Source organism: Mycobacterium sp., assembly GCF_035623875.1.
Taxonomy (GTDB): Bacteria; Actinomycetota; Actinomycetes; order Mycobacteriales; family Mycobacteriaceae; genus Mycobacterium.
In genome coordinates this window covers 1-16,103 of record NZ_DASPSP010000002.1, presented here as the reverse complement: position 1 = coordinate 16,103, position 16,103 = coordinate 1, and the positions used below count along the sequence as shown (strand labels likewise).

At 65.4% G+C, this 16,103-nt stretch carries 18 protein-coding genes; 9 read left to right on the top strand and 9 right to left on the bottom strand.

What is annotated here, in order from left to right:
* The 5 genes from pstA to VEI45_RS00080 all read right to left on the bottom strand — a co-directional run bounded on the left by pstA (position 1) and on the right by VEI45_RS00080 (position 4,940).
* Positions 1 to 927, bottom strand: a complete 927-nt coding sequence (gene pstA / locus VEI45_RS00100; protein WP_324848907.1) for a phosphate ABC transporter permease PstA — start codon at positions 925 to 927, stop codon at positions 1 to 3.
* Positions 924 to 1,949, bottom strand: coding sequence for a phosphate ABC transporter permease subunit PstC (gene pstC / locus VEI45_RS00095; RefSeq protein WP_324848905.1), 1,026 nt, complete (start codon positions 1,947 to 1,949; stop codon positions 924 to 926). The genes pstA and pstC overlap by 4 nt, the downstream gene beginning before the upstream one ends.
* A gap of 47 nt (positions 1,950 to 1,996) precedes the next feature.
* On the bottom strand, positions 1,997 to 3,106 hold the full coding sequence (gene pstS / locus VEI45_RS00090; RefSeq protein ID WP_414687364.1) for a phosphate ABC transporter substrate-binding protein PstS: 1,110 nt from the start codon (positions 3,104 to 3,106) through the stop codon (positions 1,997 to 1,999).
* Positions 3,107 to 3,231: 125 nt separating this feature from the next.
* Positions 3,232 to 4,176, bottom strand: a complete 945-nt coding sequence (gene mshD, locus VEI45_RS00085) for a mycothiol synthase (RefSeq protein WP_324848901.1) — start codon at positions 4,174 to 4,176, stop codon at positions 3,232 to 3,234.
* Positions 4,173 to 4,940: a response regulator transcription factor gene (locus VEI45_RS00080; RefSeq protein ID WP_324848899.1), complete on the bottom strand. Its 768-nt coding sequence runs from the start codon at positions 4,938 to 4,940 to the stop codon at positions 4,173 to 4,175. The genes mshD and VEI45_RS00080 overlap by 4 nt, the downstream gene beginning before the upstream one ends.
* 206 nt (positions 4,941 to 5,146) lie before the next feature.
* Here VEI45_RS00080 and lmeA point away from each other — a divergent pair, with 206 nt between their 5' ends.
* The 7 genes from lmeA to VEI45_RS00050 all read left to right on the top strand — a co-directional run bounded on the left by lmeA (position 5,147) and on the right by VEI45_RS00050 (position 9,107).
* Complete coding sequence (gene lmeA, locus VEI45_RS00075) at positions 5,147 to 5,959, top strand: mannan chain length control protein LmeA (protein WP_324848939.1); 813 nt, start codon at positions 5,147 to 5,149, stop codon at positions 5,957 to 5,959.
* Positions 5,956 to 6,372: a thioredoxin family protein gene (locus tag VEI45_RS00070; protein WP_414687363.1), complete on the top strand. Its 417-nt coding sequence runs from the start codon at positions 5,956 to 5,958 to the stop codon at positions 6,370 to 6,372. Before lmeA ends, VEI45_RS00070 begins: the two co-directional genes overlap by 4 nt.
* The gene (locus tag VEI45_RS26360) at positions 6,372 to 6,488 is read left to right on the top strand and encodes an Ms5788A family Cys-rich leader peptide (protein ID WP_414687362.1); all 117 of its coding nucleotides are present in this window, start codon (positions 6,372 to 6,374) and stop codon (positions 6,486 to 6,488) included. Before VEI45_RS00070 ends, VEI45_RS26360 begins: the two co-directional genes overlap by 1 nt.
* Positions 6,489 to 6,553: 65 nt before the next feature.
* Positions 6,554 to 7,057: a DUF4395 domain-containing protein gene (locus VEI45_RS00065; RefSeq protein ID WP_324848897.1), complete on the top strand. Its 504-nt coding sequence runs from the start codon at positions 6,554 to 6,556 to the stop codon at positions 7,055 to 7,057.
* Between the two features lie 20 nt (positions 7,058 to 7,077).
* Positions 7,078 to 7,911, top strand: coding sequence for a sulfurtransferase (locus VEI45_RS00060; protein WP_324848896.1), 834 nt, complete (start codon positions 7,078 to 7,080; stop codon positions 7,909 to 7,911).
* Between the two features lies 1 nt (position 7,912).
* Complete coding sequence (locus VEI45_RS00055) at positions 7,913 to 8,215, top strand: DUF1416 domain-containing protein (RefSeq protein WP_324848894.1); 303 nt, start codon at positions 7,913 to 7,915, stop codon at positions 8,213 to 8,215.
* A gap of 220 nt (positions 8,216 to 8,435) precedes the next feature.
* Positions 8,436 to 9,107: an FABP family protein gene (locus VEI45_RS00050; RefSeq protein WP_324848892.1), complete on the top strand. Its 672-nt coding sequence runs from the start codon at positions 8,436 to 8,438 to the stop codon at positions 9,105 to 9,107.
* Between the two features lie 540 nt (positions 9,108 to 9,647).
* Here VEI45_RS00050 and VEI45_RS00045 read toward each other — a convergent pair.
* Positions 9,648 to 10,514 (bottom strand): aminodeoxychorismate lyase, encoded by an 867-nt coding sequence (locus tag VEI45_RS00045; protein ID WP_324848935.1) that lies wholly within the window; start codon positions 10,512 to 10,514, stop codon positions 9,648 to 9,650.
* Positions 10,515 to 10,572: 58 nt separating this feature from the next.
* On the opposite strand from VEI45_RS00045, the gene VEI45_RS00040 reads away from it, so the two are divergent.
* The gene (locus VEI45_RS00040; RefSeq protein WP_324848890.1) at positions 10,573 to 11,667 is read left to right on the top strand and encodes a folate-binding protein YgfZ; all 1,095 of its coding nucleotides are present in this window, start codon (positions 10,573 to 10,575) and stop codon (positions 11,665 to 11,667) included.
* A gap of 146 nt (positions 11,668 to 11,813) precedes the next feature.
* A complete protein-coding gene (locus tag VEI45_RS00035) occupies positions 11,814 to 11,990 on the top strand; it encodes a DUF3073 domain-containing protein (protein ID WP_324848888.1) in 177 nt (58 codons plus the stop codon).
* A gap of 64 nt (positions 11,991 to 12,054) precedes the next feature.
* On the opposite strand, the gene purM is transcribed toward VEI45_RS00035, so the two are convergent.
* From purM to VEI45_RS00020, 3 genes are all read right to left on the bottom strand, one after another.
* Positions 12,055 to 13,149: a phosphoribosylformylglycinamidine cyclo-ligase gene (purM, locus tag VEI45_RS00030; RefSeq protein ID WP_324848886.1), complete on the bottom strand. Its 1,095-nt coding sequence runs from the start codon at positions 13,147 to 13,149 to the stop codon at positions 12,055 to 12,057.
* Positions 13,150 to 13,207: 58 nt separating this feature from the next.
* Complete coding sequence (gene purF / locus VEI45_RS00025) at positions 13,208 to 14,761, bottom strand: amidophosphoribosyltransferase (RefSeq protein WP_324848884.1); 1,554 nt, start codon at positions 14,759 to 14,761, stop codon at positions 13,208 to 13,210.
* Positions 14,762 to 14,919: 158 nt separating this feature from the next.
* A partial coding sequence (locus VEI45_RS00020; RefSeq protein WP_324848882.1) for an NAD(P)/FAD-dependent oxidoreductase occupies positions 14,920 to 16,103 on the bottom strand: 1,184 nt, incomplete at its 5' end.

Genomic DNA, 16,103 nt, shown 5'->3' with positions numbered 1-16,103 from the left:
TCAGCTCCTGCCTCGCATCTCGGGTGTAAAGAAAATTCTCGCAACTACCCTCGCCCCCACATTAATGACGGCGATCAACGAAATCAGCGTCAGCGCAGCGCCCCACAGTCGGTCGGTGGGAATCGGGTTGGCACCCGCGCCCGCGGCGGTCTGGTCGTACATCATGCCTGGCAGCGACCCCATGAAGCCGGTGAACATGTTGAAGTTCATCGCCCGCGAATAGCCCACCAGGATTAGCAGCGGGGCGGTCTCCCCCATCACCCTGGCCAGTGCCAACATGACACCGGTGATAATGCCGGACAGCCCGGCTGGAAGCACGATTCTGGTGATCGTTCTCCACTTCGGCACGCCCAGCGCGAAACTGGCCTCGCGCAGGTCCTCCGGGACGACCCGCAGCATCTCTTCGGTCGCGCGCACGATCACCGGAAGCATCAGCAGCACCAACGCCAACGACACCGCGAAACCGGACCGGGGAAAGCCAAGCGTGGCAATGCACAGTGCATAGATGAACAGCGCGGCCACGATTGACGGGACGCCGGTCAGGATGTCCACCGTGAACGTGGTCAGCTTCCCCAGCGGGGAGGCGCCACCGTACTCGACCAGATAGATCGCGACAAATATGCCGATCGGTACGGAGATGACCGCGCATACCACGCCCTGCATGAGCGTCCCGACGATGGCATGGTAGGCGCCGCCTCCGGATAAGAATGCGGTCATGTCGGCTTGGGAATGCGTCCACCACACGCTTGACCTAACGGCGCTAAAGCCTTTGGCCACCACCGAATAGAGCAGCCAAACCAGCGGGATCAGGGCCACCACCACCGACAGCGTCACCAGCACGGTCGCTATCGAATCGGCCAGCTGTCGGCGCAGGCTGACGGTGGCGAGTGTGCGCGCCTTCAGTGGGCGGTCCAGCATCGACGTCATCGGGTGTCCCTGCCGGCGACAGCCGCGCGCGCCAATGCATTGACCACGAAGGTGAGCAGGAAAAGCACCAATCCTGCGGCGATATAAGCGCCGGCTTTGTACTGGTTGTTGAATTCCGCTGCGGTGGCCGCGATCTTGGTCGCGAAGGTGTAGCCGCCGTCAAACAGCGACCAGCCGAACGCCGCCTGGGTACCGCGCAAAATGATCAGCAATGCGACGGTCTCACCCAGCGCTCGGCCCAGGCCCAACATGGCGCCGCTGATGTAGCCGGTGCGTCCGAACGGCAACACGGTGGTCTTGACCACCTCCCAGCGGGTGGCGCCGAGCGCCAGCGCAGCCTCGATGTGGCTCTGCGGCGTTTTGAGGAACACTTCGCGGGTGACGGCGGTGATGATCGGCAGAATCATCACGGCCAGCACGATCCCGGCGGTGAAGATGGTGCCACCACCAGAAACCGAGACGTTGCCGCTCGCGAAGAGAAAAAGCCCGCCCAGGTGTTCATTGAGCCAGGTCGCGAGCGGTCGCAGCCGCGGTGCCAGCACGTACAGACCCCAGACCCCGTAGATGATCGACGGGACCGCCGCGAGCAGGTCAACCATGTAGGCCAGTGGTCCGGCGATACGGCGCGGTGAGTATTGGGTGAGGAAAATCGCGATGCCCAGGGCAACCGGCATCGCCAGGCTCAGGGCGAAGAATGCCACGAACACCGTCACCTGCAGCATGTCGAAGATGCCGAAACGCATCGCCGAAGTGTTCGTGGTGACCCAGTTGCCGCCATACGTGAAGAAATTCTCCTGGTCGCGTGCCAGGGCCGGAATCGCACGCATGAGCAGAAACACTCCGATTGCGGCGATCAACACGACGATCAGGACGCCGGAGCCCTCGGACAGGCCGAGAAACAGCCGGTCACCACGACGGGGGCTGATGCTGCCCCGTGGCAGGGTTGGGGGAGCCGACGACCCGAGGGAAGCCGCAGCGACGACCTCACCCGAACCGGCATCGGCTGGATTTGGTGTCGTCACGGTGTTCCCATCAATCAAAAGCGCTCGGCCGCAAATCAATCGGGTGATCACTGGATTGCGTTGATCGCGGCGACCAAGCGGCGTTTGAACTTATCCGGCAATGGAACATACCCGGCGGCCGAAAGACCACTTTGAGCATTGTCGGCGGCCACGGTCAAGAGCGACTTGATCGCGGCGGTGGTCGCGGGATCGTAACCCTTGGAGCAGACAATCTCGTAGGTAGCGAGCACCAGCGGGTAAGCACCGGCCGCTTCGGTGCGGTAAAGCGATTTCAGATTCAGTTTCAAATCGTTGCCCACGCCGGCGAAGGTGGCGCCGTCGATGGCCTTACGAGCGGCCTCGTCGGTAAGCGTCACCGCACCGCTGCCGTCGTTGATCTGCGCGTACGGCACACCGGTTTGGTCGGCGGAGCCTTTCTCGACGTAACCGATGGCACCGGAGGTGGACTGCACGGCCTGGATGACGCCGGCGGACTTCTGTGTGCCCTCACCCACGCCGCCCTGAAACTCGCTGCCGGTGCCTCTGGTCCAGCTTTTCGGGGCGGCCGCGGCCAGGTACTTCTGAAAGTTGTCGGTGGTACCTGAGGAGTCCGAACGGTAGACAGGCGAGATCCTGGTATAGGGCAGCGCCACACCGGGGTTGAGTTCGACGATGGCCGGGTCATTCCAATTAGTGATCCAGCCGCTGAAGATCTTGGCCAGCACATCAGCGCTGACAACCAGCTGCTTGACACCGTCCAGATGGTAGGCAACCGCGACCGGCCCGAAAACAAGCGGCAGATGCCAGGCGGGGTTTCCGTCGCAGCGCTTGGTGGCCGGATCGATCTGGTCGCGGCTCAGCGGTGAGTCCGAGCCGGCGAAATCCACATGCGCGGCGATGAACTGCTCGCGTCCGGCGCCCGATCCGGTCGGGTTGTATGCCAACTGCTTGCCAGAACACAGCGCAGCCCAATCCTCGTTGAACAACGCGATGGCGTTTTGCTGAGCCGTGGAACCTTCAGCGGTCAGGGCGCTCTTACCGCCACAGTTCACCCGTCCCGTCGGCGCCGACATACCGTGCAGGTTGTTATCGCTTCCACAGCCGGTCGACATCACGCCCGCGATCATTGCCGTCGACACCGCGGCCACTAGCGCTCTGCCCATCGGGTCGAGCTTCACTGATCTCGCTTTCTCAATGATTTTGTCTGCGATTGACCATCCCGGCGGAGGTAGCCGGATTACCCGGAAAGTATGCGCTGGGCGTAGACGGCACCCACCCGACGCGTGAACGCGGAGTGAACAGCTCAGCGACCGCCAGAACCGCCGCTGGTGGTGCCTGGTCTAGCCGCATATGCAGTGTCGACGCTGTGTTGGGTGAATCCCAGGCGCCGATAGGTCCGCAGCGCGGCGGTGTTGTCCGACTCGACATAGAGCATCACGGTAGGTTGTTCTGCTCCGGCCAATTGCCGCGCCAGAAACGCGACGCCGACCGAGGTCAGCAGGCCGCCCAGACCGCTGCCCTGCGCTGACGGATCGACGCCGACGACATAGGCCTCGCCCAGGCCAGGCTCTTGCGCGTGCACTTTCGTCCAATGGAAGCCAAGCAGGGTGTTCGTCTGCTCGTCGACGGCCAGGAACAGGCCTTCGGGGTCGAACCAAGGTTCAGCGCGTCGCTCGGCCAGATCCGTTGCAGTCCAGCTGCCCTGTTCGGGGTGCTCCGCGAAGGCGGCGTTGTTGACCCGCAGCAGCTCGGCGTCGTCCGCGGGTCCGGCATAGGTCCGAATGCGTACCCCGTCGGGCACGACCGGCTCGGTGACGCCGTGCAACGAGCGGCGCATCTGAATGAGTTCGCGAACCGGCACCAGACCTAACGTTGAGGCGGTCGCCCGCGCCGACTCCAGCGTGCCATGCGCCCAAAATCGGTTCCGCCCAGCTGTTTTGGACAATGCTGCATGAATCATTGCGGACCCGATACCGCGTCGGCGGACGTGCGGATGCACCACCAACTCCGCCATGGCGGCCGCATTCTCCTGCCCTGGAGAAAGGTTCAGGTAACCGATGACTCGTTCGCCGCCGGTTGGATCGCGACCGATGGCCAGCAGGTGCTCGGTGCGCTGATATGCCAACTCCCGCAGAACCTGCTCGCCGACGGGTGCCACCTCATCGAATTGCCCTGCCACGCTGACGAGTTCACGTATCTGCTGCTGTTCTTCTGCGGCCAGCACCACCCGCCACCGGAGTGACGTCACTGGCTGCGTAACGGATCGACCAGCGCGTCTTGGCGACTATCTGCATCGTGCTCGTTGTCGTCGACGGCGGGCTCGCCGCCCGGTAGCCGGCCGCGGGTCGGGCGGACCGCTTTGTAACCCACGTTGCGTACCGTGCCGATCAGCGATTCGTGCTCCGGCCCAAGCTTGGCCCGCAGCCGGCGCACGTGTACGTCGACCGTGCGGGTGCCGCCGAAGAAATCGTAGCCCCACACCTCGTGCAACAGCTGTGCCCGGGTGAATACCCGGCCGGCATGCTGCGCCAGGTACTTCAGCAGTTCGAATTCCTTGTAGGTGAGGTCCAGCGGGCGTCCGCGCAACCGGGCGGTGTAGGTGCTCTCGTCGATCATCAGTTCGCCAAGAGTGATCTTGCCCACGCTCTCCTGATCCTGCAGGCTGCCCCGCCGACCGATGAGCAACCGCAGCCGGGCATCGATCTCTGCGGGCCCGGTGCTGGGCAGCAGAATCTCGTCCAGACCCCAATCGGCGTTAACGGCCACCAGGCCGCCCTCGTTCACCACCACCACCACCGGAATTGAGCGGCCCGTCGAGCCCAGCAACCGGCATAGCCCACGGGCTGCCGGCAGGTCGAGTCGTGCGTCGATGATCAGTATGTCCGCGCTACCCGCTTCCAGCAGGAAAGAGACGTCGGGCGGCGCTGTGCGCACGGTATGGGCGAGCAGCGACAACGACGGCAGGACCACGTCCGGGTGCGGCTCCGCGGTCAGCAATAGTAGGTCCAACAAGCCCCTCCAGCGTCGTGGGAAAGGCGTCTCCCAAATTCATTTGCGAGATGTGCGAGATGTGAAGTTATCGGCCAGGTTATTTAACGATAGCGTGGAGGCTGGTGTTCAGCGCGGGGACGATGCAGACCGGAACGGTCCGCCGAGGATCCGGGCAGACCATTCCAGAGCGGCTCCAGAGCGGCACGGACGGCGCGGTACGCCACAATGTGCGAATGCGCAAAGTGCTGGTCGGTGCCGCGGCGGTGCTACTCGCGGCCGTGGTCGTGCTCGTCGGAGCCGCAGCCGTCGACTTTGGAACCACCATCTACGCGGAGTATCGGCTGGCCCGCACAGTGCGTGATGCCGCGCACCTGGGATTCGACCCATTCGTCGCGATCCTCGGCTTCCCGGTAATCCCGCAGGCGATGCGGGACCACTACAACGAAGTGGAAATCAAGGCCAGCGCGGTCGACCGTCCAGTGATCGGCAAGGCCACGCTGGAGGCCACCATGCACTCGATCGACCTGACCGACACGTCATGGCTGATCCGGCCCGATGCCAAGCTTCGGGTCGGCAAGCTGGAGAGCCGGATCATCATCGGCTCGCTGCACCTTGGCCGCTACCTGGGCATCCATGACCTGATGGTCGAGGCGCCGCAGCAGGAAACCAACAACGCGACCGGCGGCACCACCGAATCGGGGATCTCCGGCAGCCACGGTCTGGTGTTCACCGGCACCCCGAAATCGGCCCACTTCGACAAACGGGTCAGCGTGGCCGTGGACCTGTCCATAGCCGGCGAGGACAAGACCACCCTGGTGTTCACTCCCACCGGCGTCCTGACCGGCCCGAACACCGCCAACCAGAAGGTTCCCGACGACAAGCGTGACGCGGTGCTGGCCGCATTCGCCGGCCGGCTGCCCGACCAGAAACTTCCGTTCGGGGTGACGCCGACGAGCCAGGGCGCCCGCGGCTCCGACGTGATCATCGAGGGCATCACCACGGGATTAACCATCACTCTCGACGGGTTTAACCGGGCATGATTTCAGCGATCGTGGCGGTTGTGGGGGCACTGGCGGTGGCGGCCGTCGTCGGGTGGCTGCTGAACCGGCGCGCCGGTCATGTCCGGGCGATCGATTCCGGAACGGCCGGCGAAGTGGACACCAGCGACTTGGGCCTGTCGGCTCACGGACCGACCGTCCTGCATTTCAGCGCCCCGTGGTGTTCGCCGTGCACCCAGGTACGCCGTGTCGTCACCCAGGTGTGCGAGGACCTCGGCGACGTCGCGCACGTGGAAATCGACATGGACGCCAACCCGACCGCCGCGCGACGTCTTTCGGTGTTGTCGCTGCCCACCATTTTCGTCTTCGATGCCGGGGGGCGTCAGCGATACCGCGCCGCGGGCGTACCGAAAGCCGATGACCTGCGGTCGGCGCTGGCTCCGCTGTTGGCTTGATGGTGCGGCCATTGGGTAAGCTGTCCGACGTGTCCGCCCGCCTCGAGCTTCTGCTCACCAAGCGCCGCGCAGTCGACCTGTGCCGCGTTGCGGGCTGCTGTTGTTGTAGCTGCTGAGTAGCCGCGCCTTCTCGCGCCGCGCTCGGAGCAGCCAGGAACAAACCCCATGGCGCGCCTCCCCCATGTCCGTGCACAGAGCAGCTAGGAGCAGCATCGTGTCCAGCCCCAAAACCGCCGACCAGGTCGATGTTCGAGGGCCGCGTTTCGCGGCCTGGGTCACCACCGTTGTGCTGGTGATCACGCTCCTCGTCTCGGGAGTGAGCTCGCTGGCCGCCGCAGTCATTCTCGGCCTGCAGTCCGTCATCTTCGCGATCGGTGCCGCGGGCGGCCCGCGTCGTCACCCCTACGGACTGGTGTTTGCCAAACTTGTCGCCCCACGCATCGCGCCGGTCCGCGAACGGGAGCCGGTGCCGCCGCTGAAGTTCGCCCAACTGGTCGGCTTGATCTTCGCCGTGGTCGGTACGGCCGGGTTCGCCGCCGGCGCACCCCTGGTCGGCGTCATCGCCACCGCGGGAGCACTGGTGGCGGCTTTCCTCAACGCGGCTTTCGGGATCTGCCTGGGCTGCCAGCTCTACCCGCTCGTCGCGCGGCTAAGGCCCACCCCCGTTACTTCTGAGCACGCATAACTCCCGAAAGGATCCCCAATATGGCACGCTCCGACGTCCTGGTCTCCGCCGACTGGGCCGAGAGCAATCTCGATGCCGACCACGTCGTCTTCGTTGAGGTCGACGAGGACACCAGCGCCTACGACGGCGGCCACATCGCCGGCGCAGTCAAGCTGGACTGGCGTACCGACCTGCAAGACCCGGTGCGGCGTGACTTCGTCGATGCCGAGCAGTTCTCCAAGCTGCTGAGTGACCGCGGTATCGCCAACGACGACACCGTGATCCTCTACGGCGGCAACAACAACTGGTTCGCGGCCTATGCCTACTGGTACTTCAAGCTGTACGGCCACGACAACGTCAAGCTGCTCGACGGTGGCCGGAAGAAGTGGGAGCTCGACGGGCGCCCGCTATCGAAGGACACCGTGACGCGGCCCGCGACGTCGTACACCGCGAAGGCGCCCGACAGCAGCATCCGGGCGTTCCGTGACGAGGTGCTCGCCGCGATCAGCGTGAAAAACCTGGTCGACGTGCGCTCCCCCGACGAGTTCTCCGGCAAGATCCTGGCGCCGGCCCATCTGCCGCAGGAGCAAAGCCAACGGCCCGGCCACATCCCCGGAGCGATCAACGTGCCGTGGAGTAAGGCCGCCAACGAGGACGGCACCTTCAAGTCCGACGACAACCTGGCCAAGCTGTACGCCGACGCCGGTTTTGACGGGTCGAAAGAGACCATCGCGTATTGCCGGATCGGTGAGCGATCATCACACACCTGGTTCGTGCTGCGCGAGTTGCTCGGACACCAAAACGTCAAGAACTACGACGGCAGTTGGACGGAATACGGCTCCCTGGTGGGCGCCCCGATCGAGTTGGGAAGCTGATATGTGCTCTGCACCGAAGCAAGGACAGACGTTGCCAGCCGGGGTCGACCTGGAAAAGGAGACGGTGATCTCCGGTCGGGTCGTCGACGCCGACGGTCAGGCCGTCGGCGGCGCGTTCGTGCGTCTGTTGGACTCCTCCGATGAGTTCACCGCCGAGGTCGTCGCGTCAGCCACCGGCGACTTCCGGTTCTTCGCCGCACCAGGATCCTGGACGCTGCGCGCGCTGTCGGCGGCGGGTAACGGCGACGCGGTGGTGACCCCGTCGGGCGCGGGGATTCACGAGGTCGACGTCAAGATCGCCTGACCGGTCTTCCCGGCCAGTCGCAGCGCCGTCGCCGACTAGACTCGTTGCCGTGGTTTTGTTCTTCGAGATCATGCTGGTCGCGTCGGTCGTGGCGATCTCCTGGTTCGCGCTGTACACGCTGTATCGGCTGATCACTGACGAGTCGTGACGCGCCGGCGACGATGCAGAGCGCAGCGATGCGGTGGGGGTACCCCCGCCCGCTTGCTGGGGAGAGCGGCGCATGACCTCCAGCGCTGACGCCGGTGGCGAAGCGGCCCGTCCGCCCGGTTCCGGGGACCGTGCTGTGGCCGCAGCCGCCCAGCGCGCCAAGGTGACTGCCACCCGCAACATCCCGGTCTTCGACGATCTGCCCATCCCCGCGGACACCGCGAACCTGCGCGAAGGCGCCAACCTGAATGACGCCTTGCTGGCGTTGCTTCCCCTGGTCGGCGTCTGGCGCGGCGAAGGAGAAGGCCGCGGGGCCGACGGCGACTACCGGTTCGGGCAGCAGATCGTGGTCTCGCACGACGGCGGCGACTATCTGAACTGGGAGGCCCGGTCCTGGCGGCTCACCGAATCGGGCGACTACCAAGGACCCGACTTGCGTGAAACCGGTTACTGGCGCTTCGTTACCGATCCCCACGACCCGAGCGAGTCACAGGCCATCGAGTTGCTGTTGGCGCACTCCGCCGGTTACGTCGAGCTGTTTTACGGGCGTCCGCTCAACCAGTCGTCATGGGAATTGGTCACCGATGCCCTGGCCCGCAGTCGCTCTGGTGTGCTGGTCGGCGGTGCCAAGCGGCTCTACGGCATCGTCGAGGGTGGCGATTTGGCCTACGTGGAAGAACGGGTGGACGCCGACGGCGGGTTGGTCCCGCATTTGTCGGCGCGGCTCCTGCGGTTCGCCGGCTAGCCCGCGCTAGCAGGTGCAGCCGAACGCTGGCCGACCAGCGCCACGATCGTTATCGCCGCATCGCGGTTTGCCTGTTCCTCGCGGGCACGCCAACAGGTTTGGTTCGACGAAGACCTCGGCGGCGGCGAAGCCCAGTGGAACGAAGTCGTCGGCCGGGATGCTTACCTCACCTGAATCAGTCAACCCCGAAGGCGGCGAGATCGCCGATCAGATGGCCGCCAAGGTGACGCCGTAACGGCGGCGGGCCAGCGCCGTCGCCACGCCCGGACAGCCGCATATCCGCTGCCGCAGAGGGTGTTTGGGTTCGCACGCTGACCCTAGAAATGGGCAGCCCCCGAGCCGTAGTTCCTGGTTGGACAGACCGGAGGCTCGGGGGCCGGGTGGCTGCGGGGAATTCGCCAGCGCGCGCAGGTGATTCCTCGCCCGGTGCAGCTAGCGGGCAGCCACCTCACAAGTCCATAAAGCTATCAATTTCGCGGACCACCTCCTTCCCTGTGTACGGCCGACCGTACTCGCTCACCGCCGCGCCGACAACCGATTTCAGCGATCGCTGACAATGGCGGCGTCGACAAGCTCGGCGAACTCCGCCGCCATCGGGGCGCTCGGCAATACCCGGCCGTCGAGCGTGTGGACACGCGCCGCCAGCGTCATGCTCGATACCAACCAAATTCCTTGCGCTGCAAACAGATCAGCCACCCGCAGAGCGCGGTAGTCACAGTCGTAGCCCTTGGCGCGGGCGACGCCGAACAGCGCCTGCTGCGTGGTTCCGCGCAGGATCGGAAACCACGGCGGCGGGGTCAGCAGGCAGAGGTCGTCGCCGGCTGCTCCATCGACGGCGATCACCACCGTCGAACGAGGGCCCTCCAGAACGTAGCCGTCCGAGCTGACGAAGATGACGTCACCGGCGCCCTGCCGGGCGGCATGGCGCAGAGCGGCCATATTGATGGCGTAGGACAGCGTCTTAGCGCCGGCGAGTAGCCAGGGCATCGCCTCGATGCCCGTGGCGGGCAGCTCACGGGGCAACGTCACGGCGGCCACCCCGTCGCGACGGGCGGCGGCTATCCGGTCGGCGATCGGATTGACGGTCACGTAGGCGGTGGGCGCCGAGCCGCGTTCCCGGCCGCGGCTGTAGACCAAGCGCATCGCACCTTCGTCGGCGGTGTCCGCCGCCCACTGTCGCGCCGCCAGGTCGATCGCGTGCCGCCAGCCCGCCAGGTCCGGCTCCGGCAGGTCCAGCAGTTTGGCCGAGTGGCTCAGCCGGCCCAGATGTGCCTCCACCAGGCATGCGCCGCCGTCGCGGACCAGCAATGTCTCAAATACGCCGTCGCCACGCACCACGGCGAGGTCGTCGGCGAACAGGAGTGGCGTCCCCGGCGGATGTACCTCGCCGTCGAGCGTGACGACCACGCCCGGCTGGCCTGTCATGGATCAGAAGCCTATAGCCGTGGGCCCGTAGAGTTGATGTGTGTCCGCCGTTCCTGCCCCCGAAACCGGACCCGACGCCGGCGCGACCTGGCATTACGGCGACCCACTGGGTGAACAACGTGCAGCCGAAACCGGCGCGGTGCTGGTCGACCGCTCGCATCGTCGCGTGCTCACACTGACCGGTGCCGACCGACAAACCTGGCTGCACAGCATCTCGACGCAGCACGTCAGTGAACTCCCCGATGGCGCGAGCACGCAAAACCTCAGCCTGGACGGACAGGGCCGGGTCGAAGATCACTGGGTTCAAACCGAGCTCGGCGGCGTGACCTACCTGGACACCGAGCCATGGCGGGGCGAGCCGCTGTTGGATTACCTGCGCAAGATGGTGTTCTGGTCGGAGGTGACTCCTGCTCCCGCCGACCTCGCCGTGCTCTCGCTGCTGGGGCCGAAGCTGGCCGAACCTGCCGTGCTCGAGGCGCTGGGAATCGACGCGTTGCCCGCCGAGATGACCGCGGTGCCGATGACCGGTAGTGGCTTCGTGCGCCGGATGATCGGGGCGCGAGAGGGCCAACTCGAGCTGGACGTGGTGGTCGACCGACGCGATTCCGCCGACGTGCAGCGTCGTTTGACGCAGGCTGGGCTGCGCCCGGCCGGAGTATGGGCCTATGAAGCCCACCGGGTGGCGGCCCTGCGGCCACGGCTCGGTGTCGACACCGACGAACGCACGATCCCGCACGAAGTGGGTTGGATCGGCGGCCCAGGACTCGGAGCCGTCCACCTCGACAAAGGCTGCTACCGCGGGCAGGAAACCGTTGCGCGAGTGCACAACCTGGGCAAACCGCCCCGCATGCTGGTGTTGCTGCACCTGGACGGGTCGGCGGACCGACCCGCTACCGGCGATGCGGTGCTGGCCAACGGTCGCGCGGTGGGCCGGCTGGGAACCGTGGTCGAACACGTCGATCTGGGCCCGGTGGCGCTCGCGCTACTCAAGCGAGGAATACCGGCCGAAACCGCCCTGATCACCGGCGGCGACGCGGAGGTCCCCGCGACGATCGACGCCGACTCGCTGCCGCCGCTCGAGGGGCCCGGCGCCGGACGGGTGGCCGTCGAGCGACTGAGGGGAACGGCGCGATGACCGTCTGCGCGGCGTGTTGCACAGGGTGCGGGGCGCAACAGCAGACAACCATTGGGCACGGTAAGCTGTCGGCAGGACAATAAAGACAAAAGATCGGAGCCGCCTACTTGTTGGGCCGCTCCGTTATTGCGCGAGGGGGTTCCCCCATGGGCCGCGGCCGGGCTAAGGCGAAGCAGACCAAGGTTGCTCGAGAACTTAAATACAGCTCACCGCAGACCGATTTCGAGCGGCTTCAGCGCGAGCTGTCCGGGTCGGGCGATGACGACGCCGACCAGGCGGACGGCGAAGACCCCTGGAGTGCTGAAGACGACTGGCGCCGCTGACTTCTGATTTTCCAGCTCGAGCTGCGGCCATTTCCGGCCCGCATTGTTCGCCTCAACCGGATTTCTAGAACCGTGGATGCTGTCCGACGAGCCTGGCTCGTGGCCCTTCTTTCCCGCCTTTGTTGATTGCGCCTATCACCCAGCAATCCAAATGCCGGGCAGTCAAAATCGCCAGGGCCCGGTCGGTGTCCTCCGGCGCCACCACGGCGATCATGCCGACGCCCATGTTGAAGGTTTTTTCCATCTCGGCACGCGAGACGCGGCCGCGCTGGGCGATCATCGCGAAGACCGGCGCCGGCGTCCACGTGCCGCGATCGACCTCGGCTACCAGCCCGTGCGGGATGACGCGTTCAAGGTTGCCGGCCAACCCGCCACCGGTCACGTGGCAGAACGTCCGGACCTGGGTTTCGGCGGCCAGCGCCAGACAATCTTTGGCGTAGATGATGGTCGGCTCGAGTAATTCTTCGCCCAGCGTGCGGCCGAACTCTTCGACGTAACCGGCCAGGTTGCCCCGGTCGATCTCCAGCAGGACTTTTCGGGCCAGCGAGTATCCGTTGGAGTGCAGCCCGGACGACCCCATCGCGATAATGACGTCGCCCGGCTTGACCCGGTCGGGCCCAAGCACGTCGTCGGCTTCGACCACGCCGACGCCGGTGGCCGAGATGTCGTAGTGGTCCGGTTCGATCAGCCCGGGGTGCTCGGCGGTTTCGCCGCCGAGCAGCGCACAACCCGCACGCATGCACCCCTCGGCGATACCGCCGACGATCGCGTTGAGCCGCTCCGGCACGATCCGGCCCAAGGCGATGTAGTCCAGCAGGAACAGTGGCTCGGCGCCGCACACCACCAGGTCGTCGACCACCATTGCGACCAGGTCCAGCCCGACGGTGTCGTGCTTGTCCATCGCCTGCGCAACGGCCAGCTTGGTGCCCACCCCGTCGCTGGATGCCGCCAGCAACGGCTCGCGGTAATCGCTACGCAGCGCAAACAATCCGGCGAATCCGCCAAGCTTGCTGCGTACCTCGGGCCTGGTGGCCTTGGACGCCAGCGGCTTGAACAGTTCGACGGCGCGGTCTCCGGCTTCGATATCGACTCCGGCCGATGCATAGGTGACGCCCGGGGCGGCCGGGTCTTTTCGGTACTTCTTCGTGAGGTTGGCCATCGTCGATAAAGGCTACCGGTCGGCGCCGAACACGGGTATCGGTTACCTGTCCGCCGAGTTAGGGATGGCGCAGCACGGAGGCCTGCTCCGCCTCCGGGGAGATTTCGCGGGCCGAGATGTCGGCCCGCACGGCTCCCCGCGCGGTGGTGGCAAGCATATGCTCGATGACGTTTTTGCCCAGTGCAGTCTCGCTGGGCAGCTCGATCGGATACTTACCATCGAAGCAGGCCGCGCAGAGCCGCGAGGTGGGTTGCTCGGTCGCGGCGATCAGACCCCGCAACGAGATGTATCCGAGCGTGTCTGCGTTGATGGCATGCCGCACTGCTTCGAGCATCTCGTCTTCATCTTCGACGGCGTTCGCGATCAACTCAGCCGGCGACGGAAAGTCGATGCCATAGAAGCACGGCCATTTCACCGGCGGCGAGGCGATGCGAACATGCACCTCTACGGCGCCGGCCTCGCGAAGCATCCTGACCAGAGCGCGTTGGGTATTACCCCGCACTATCGAGTCGTCGACAACGATGAGCCGCTTGCCGCGGATGACCTCCTTGAGCGGGTTGAGCTTCAGCCGGATTCCGAGTTGGCGGATGGTTTGCGACGGCTGGATGAAGGTCCGCCCGACGTAAGCGTTCTTCATCAAACCCTGCCCGTAGGGGATGCCGGACTCCTGCGCATAGCCGACCGCGGCGGGGGTACCGGATTCCGGAACGCCGATCACCAGGTCAGCGTCGATCGGGCATTCACGCGCCAGCCGACGACCGATCTCGAGCCGGGCGCCGTGCACCGAGCGGCCGGCGATCGTGCTGTCCGGACGCGCCAGATAGACGTACTCGAAAATGCAGCCTTTCGGCTCGGGGTTGGCGAAGCGAGTCGACCGGACACCGTCGGCGTCGATCGCCAGGAGTTCGCCCGGCTCGATGTCGCGGACGAACGAGGCGCCGACGATGTCCAGAGCGGCGGTCTCGGAGGCCACCACCCAGCCACGGTCCAGCCGTCCCAGGGACAGCGGCCGGACGCCGTACGGGTCGCGCGCGGCGTACAGGGTGTTCTCGTCCATGAACGTCAGGCAGAAGGCACCACGCACTGTCGGCAACAGTTCCAGCGCGGCCTGTTCCAGGGTGGAATCGGCCGCACCGTGGGCCAGCAGTGCGCCCAGCATGTCGGAGTCGGTGGTGGCCGCGCAGGGAACCCGGGTGTTCATCAATCCCGCGGCGCGAGCACGCGCGACGAGCTCGGCGCTGTTCACTAGATTGCCGTTGTGGCCCAACGCCACCCCGGTGCCGGCCGCTGTGTTGCGGAATACCGGTTGCGCGTTCTCCCAAGTGGTTTGGCCGGTGGTGGAATATCGGCAGTGCCCGATTGCGACGTGGCCCTCCATCGCCGCCAGGGTCTGCTCGTCGAAAACCTGACTGACCAGACCGAGGTCTTTGAAGACCAGCACCTGGGACCCGTCTGCGACGGCGATGCCTGCGGCCTCCTGGCCTCGGTGCTGCAGCGCATACAGCCCGTAGTAGGTGAGTTTGGCGACTTCTTCGCCGGGGGCCCATACGCCGAACACACCGCATTCTTCGCCGGGCGGGTTCTCCTCGGGCAGTGGCTGCTGGGCGGTCACGGTAGGGCGGCTCCCTTGGGGGCAGGTGGTGACGTTATGCAGTCTACGGAAACGACGGTCATGTGACCGAATCGGTCGAGCGTGTTGCGCGACTTCACAACCGCTTTTCCTAGCCTTTCATTCCCACGGGGTGCCATCAGTCACAGATGTCACAAAACTCATTTCCCGGCTGGACGAAGCGGAGGCCTTGACGCCTGATCGTCGAGCACTTGATACGCGGCGTTGTAGCCGGGAGTGAAGGTGATGCCCGGGCCGCCGTGACACCCGGCGCTTGCCAGGTACAGCCCATCGACCGGAATCGGCAGGTCGATAAAGCCCTTGGGTCCGGGCCGGTTTTGTCCCATCAAATCCGGATGCAGCAGGCCGTGGCAGAAATCGCCGGACGGGGCGCCGAACATTGTTTGCATGTGATAGGGCGCAAAGGTGATATGCCGGATGACGATGTCGCGGAAGTTGGGCGCATAGCGGGTGATCTTGTCGATAACCCGTTGCGCCATCTCGTTTTTCAAACGCCCGTGCTGGTCGCGGCTCGCTTCGACGGGGAACGCGTAGGCAAATGCGCTCGCGGCATGCTTGCCGGGCGGCGCCAGGCCGGGGTCCAGGCATGACGGTATCTGCATACCTAGCGATGGATTGTCGGGCAGCAAGCCGCGGGTGCACATCTCCCACTGGCGTTGCTGTTCTTCGGGTGAGCCGAAGATCCCGATGGACTGCTGCATGCCGGGTTCGTTGAGTAGCTCGTATGGCGGAGCGAACTGCGGCAGGCCGTCGAGAGCGAAATGTATCTGGACAAATGCCGCGCGATGATCGCGACCGCTGAGCCGGGCGATCAAGTCCGGAGGCAAGTTCTCCGCGCCGACGAGGTCGGTGCAGGTGAGATCGGGTGCGAGGTTGGACACCACGACAGGTGCGCCGATCGCGGACCCGTCGCGGAGTCGTACGCCGGTGACATGGTCGTTTTCCACGAGGATTTTCTCGGCTTTGGTCCGGAAGCGGATCTCCCCGCCATGGGAGACGAACAGAGCGTGCAGGTGTTCGGTGAGCGCTCCGATACCACCGGCGAGCTTGGTCATCATCGCGGTGCTGTCGTCGGGCACCGCGAGCGCAAAGGCCAGGCAGGTGGCACTGCCGGGGGTGTACGGGCCGCGATAGGTGGAGTTAACCGCCAGAAACGCCAGCATTCCGCGCAGGATTGCGTGTTTGTCTTTGTCCGGCAGGTAGCGGTCGATGGCGTCCATCGCCGAGCCGAACAGCATCTGATGGATGGCCGTACGTTCGGCTTCGTTCGCCGCACAGGCATACATCTCGTCGAGAGTCTTGGGCGGGGTGCGCACGTCGAATC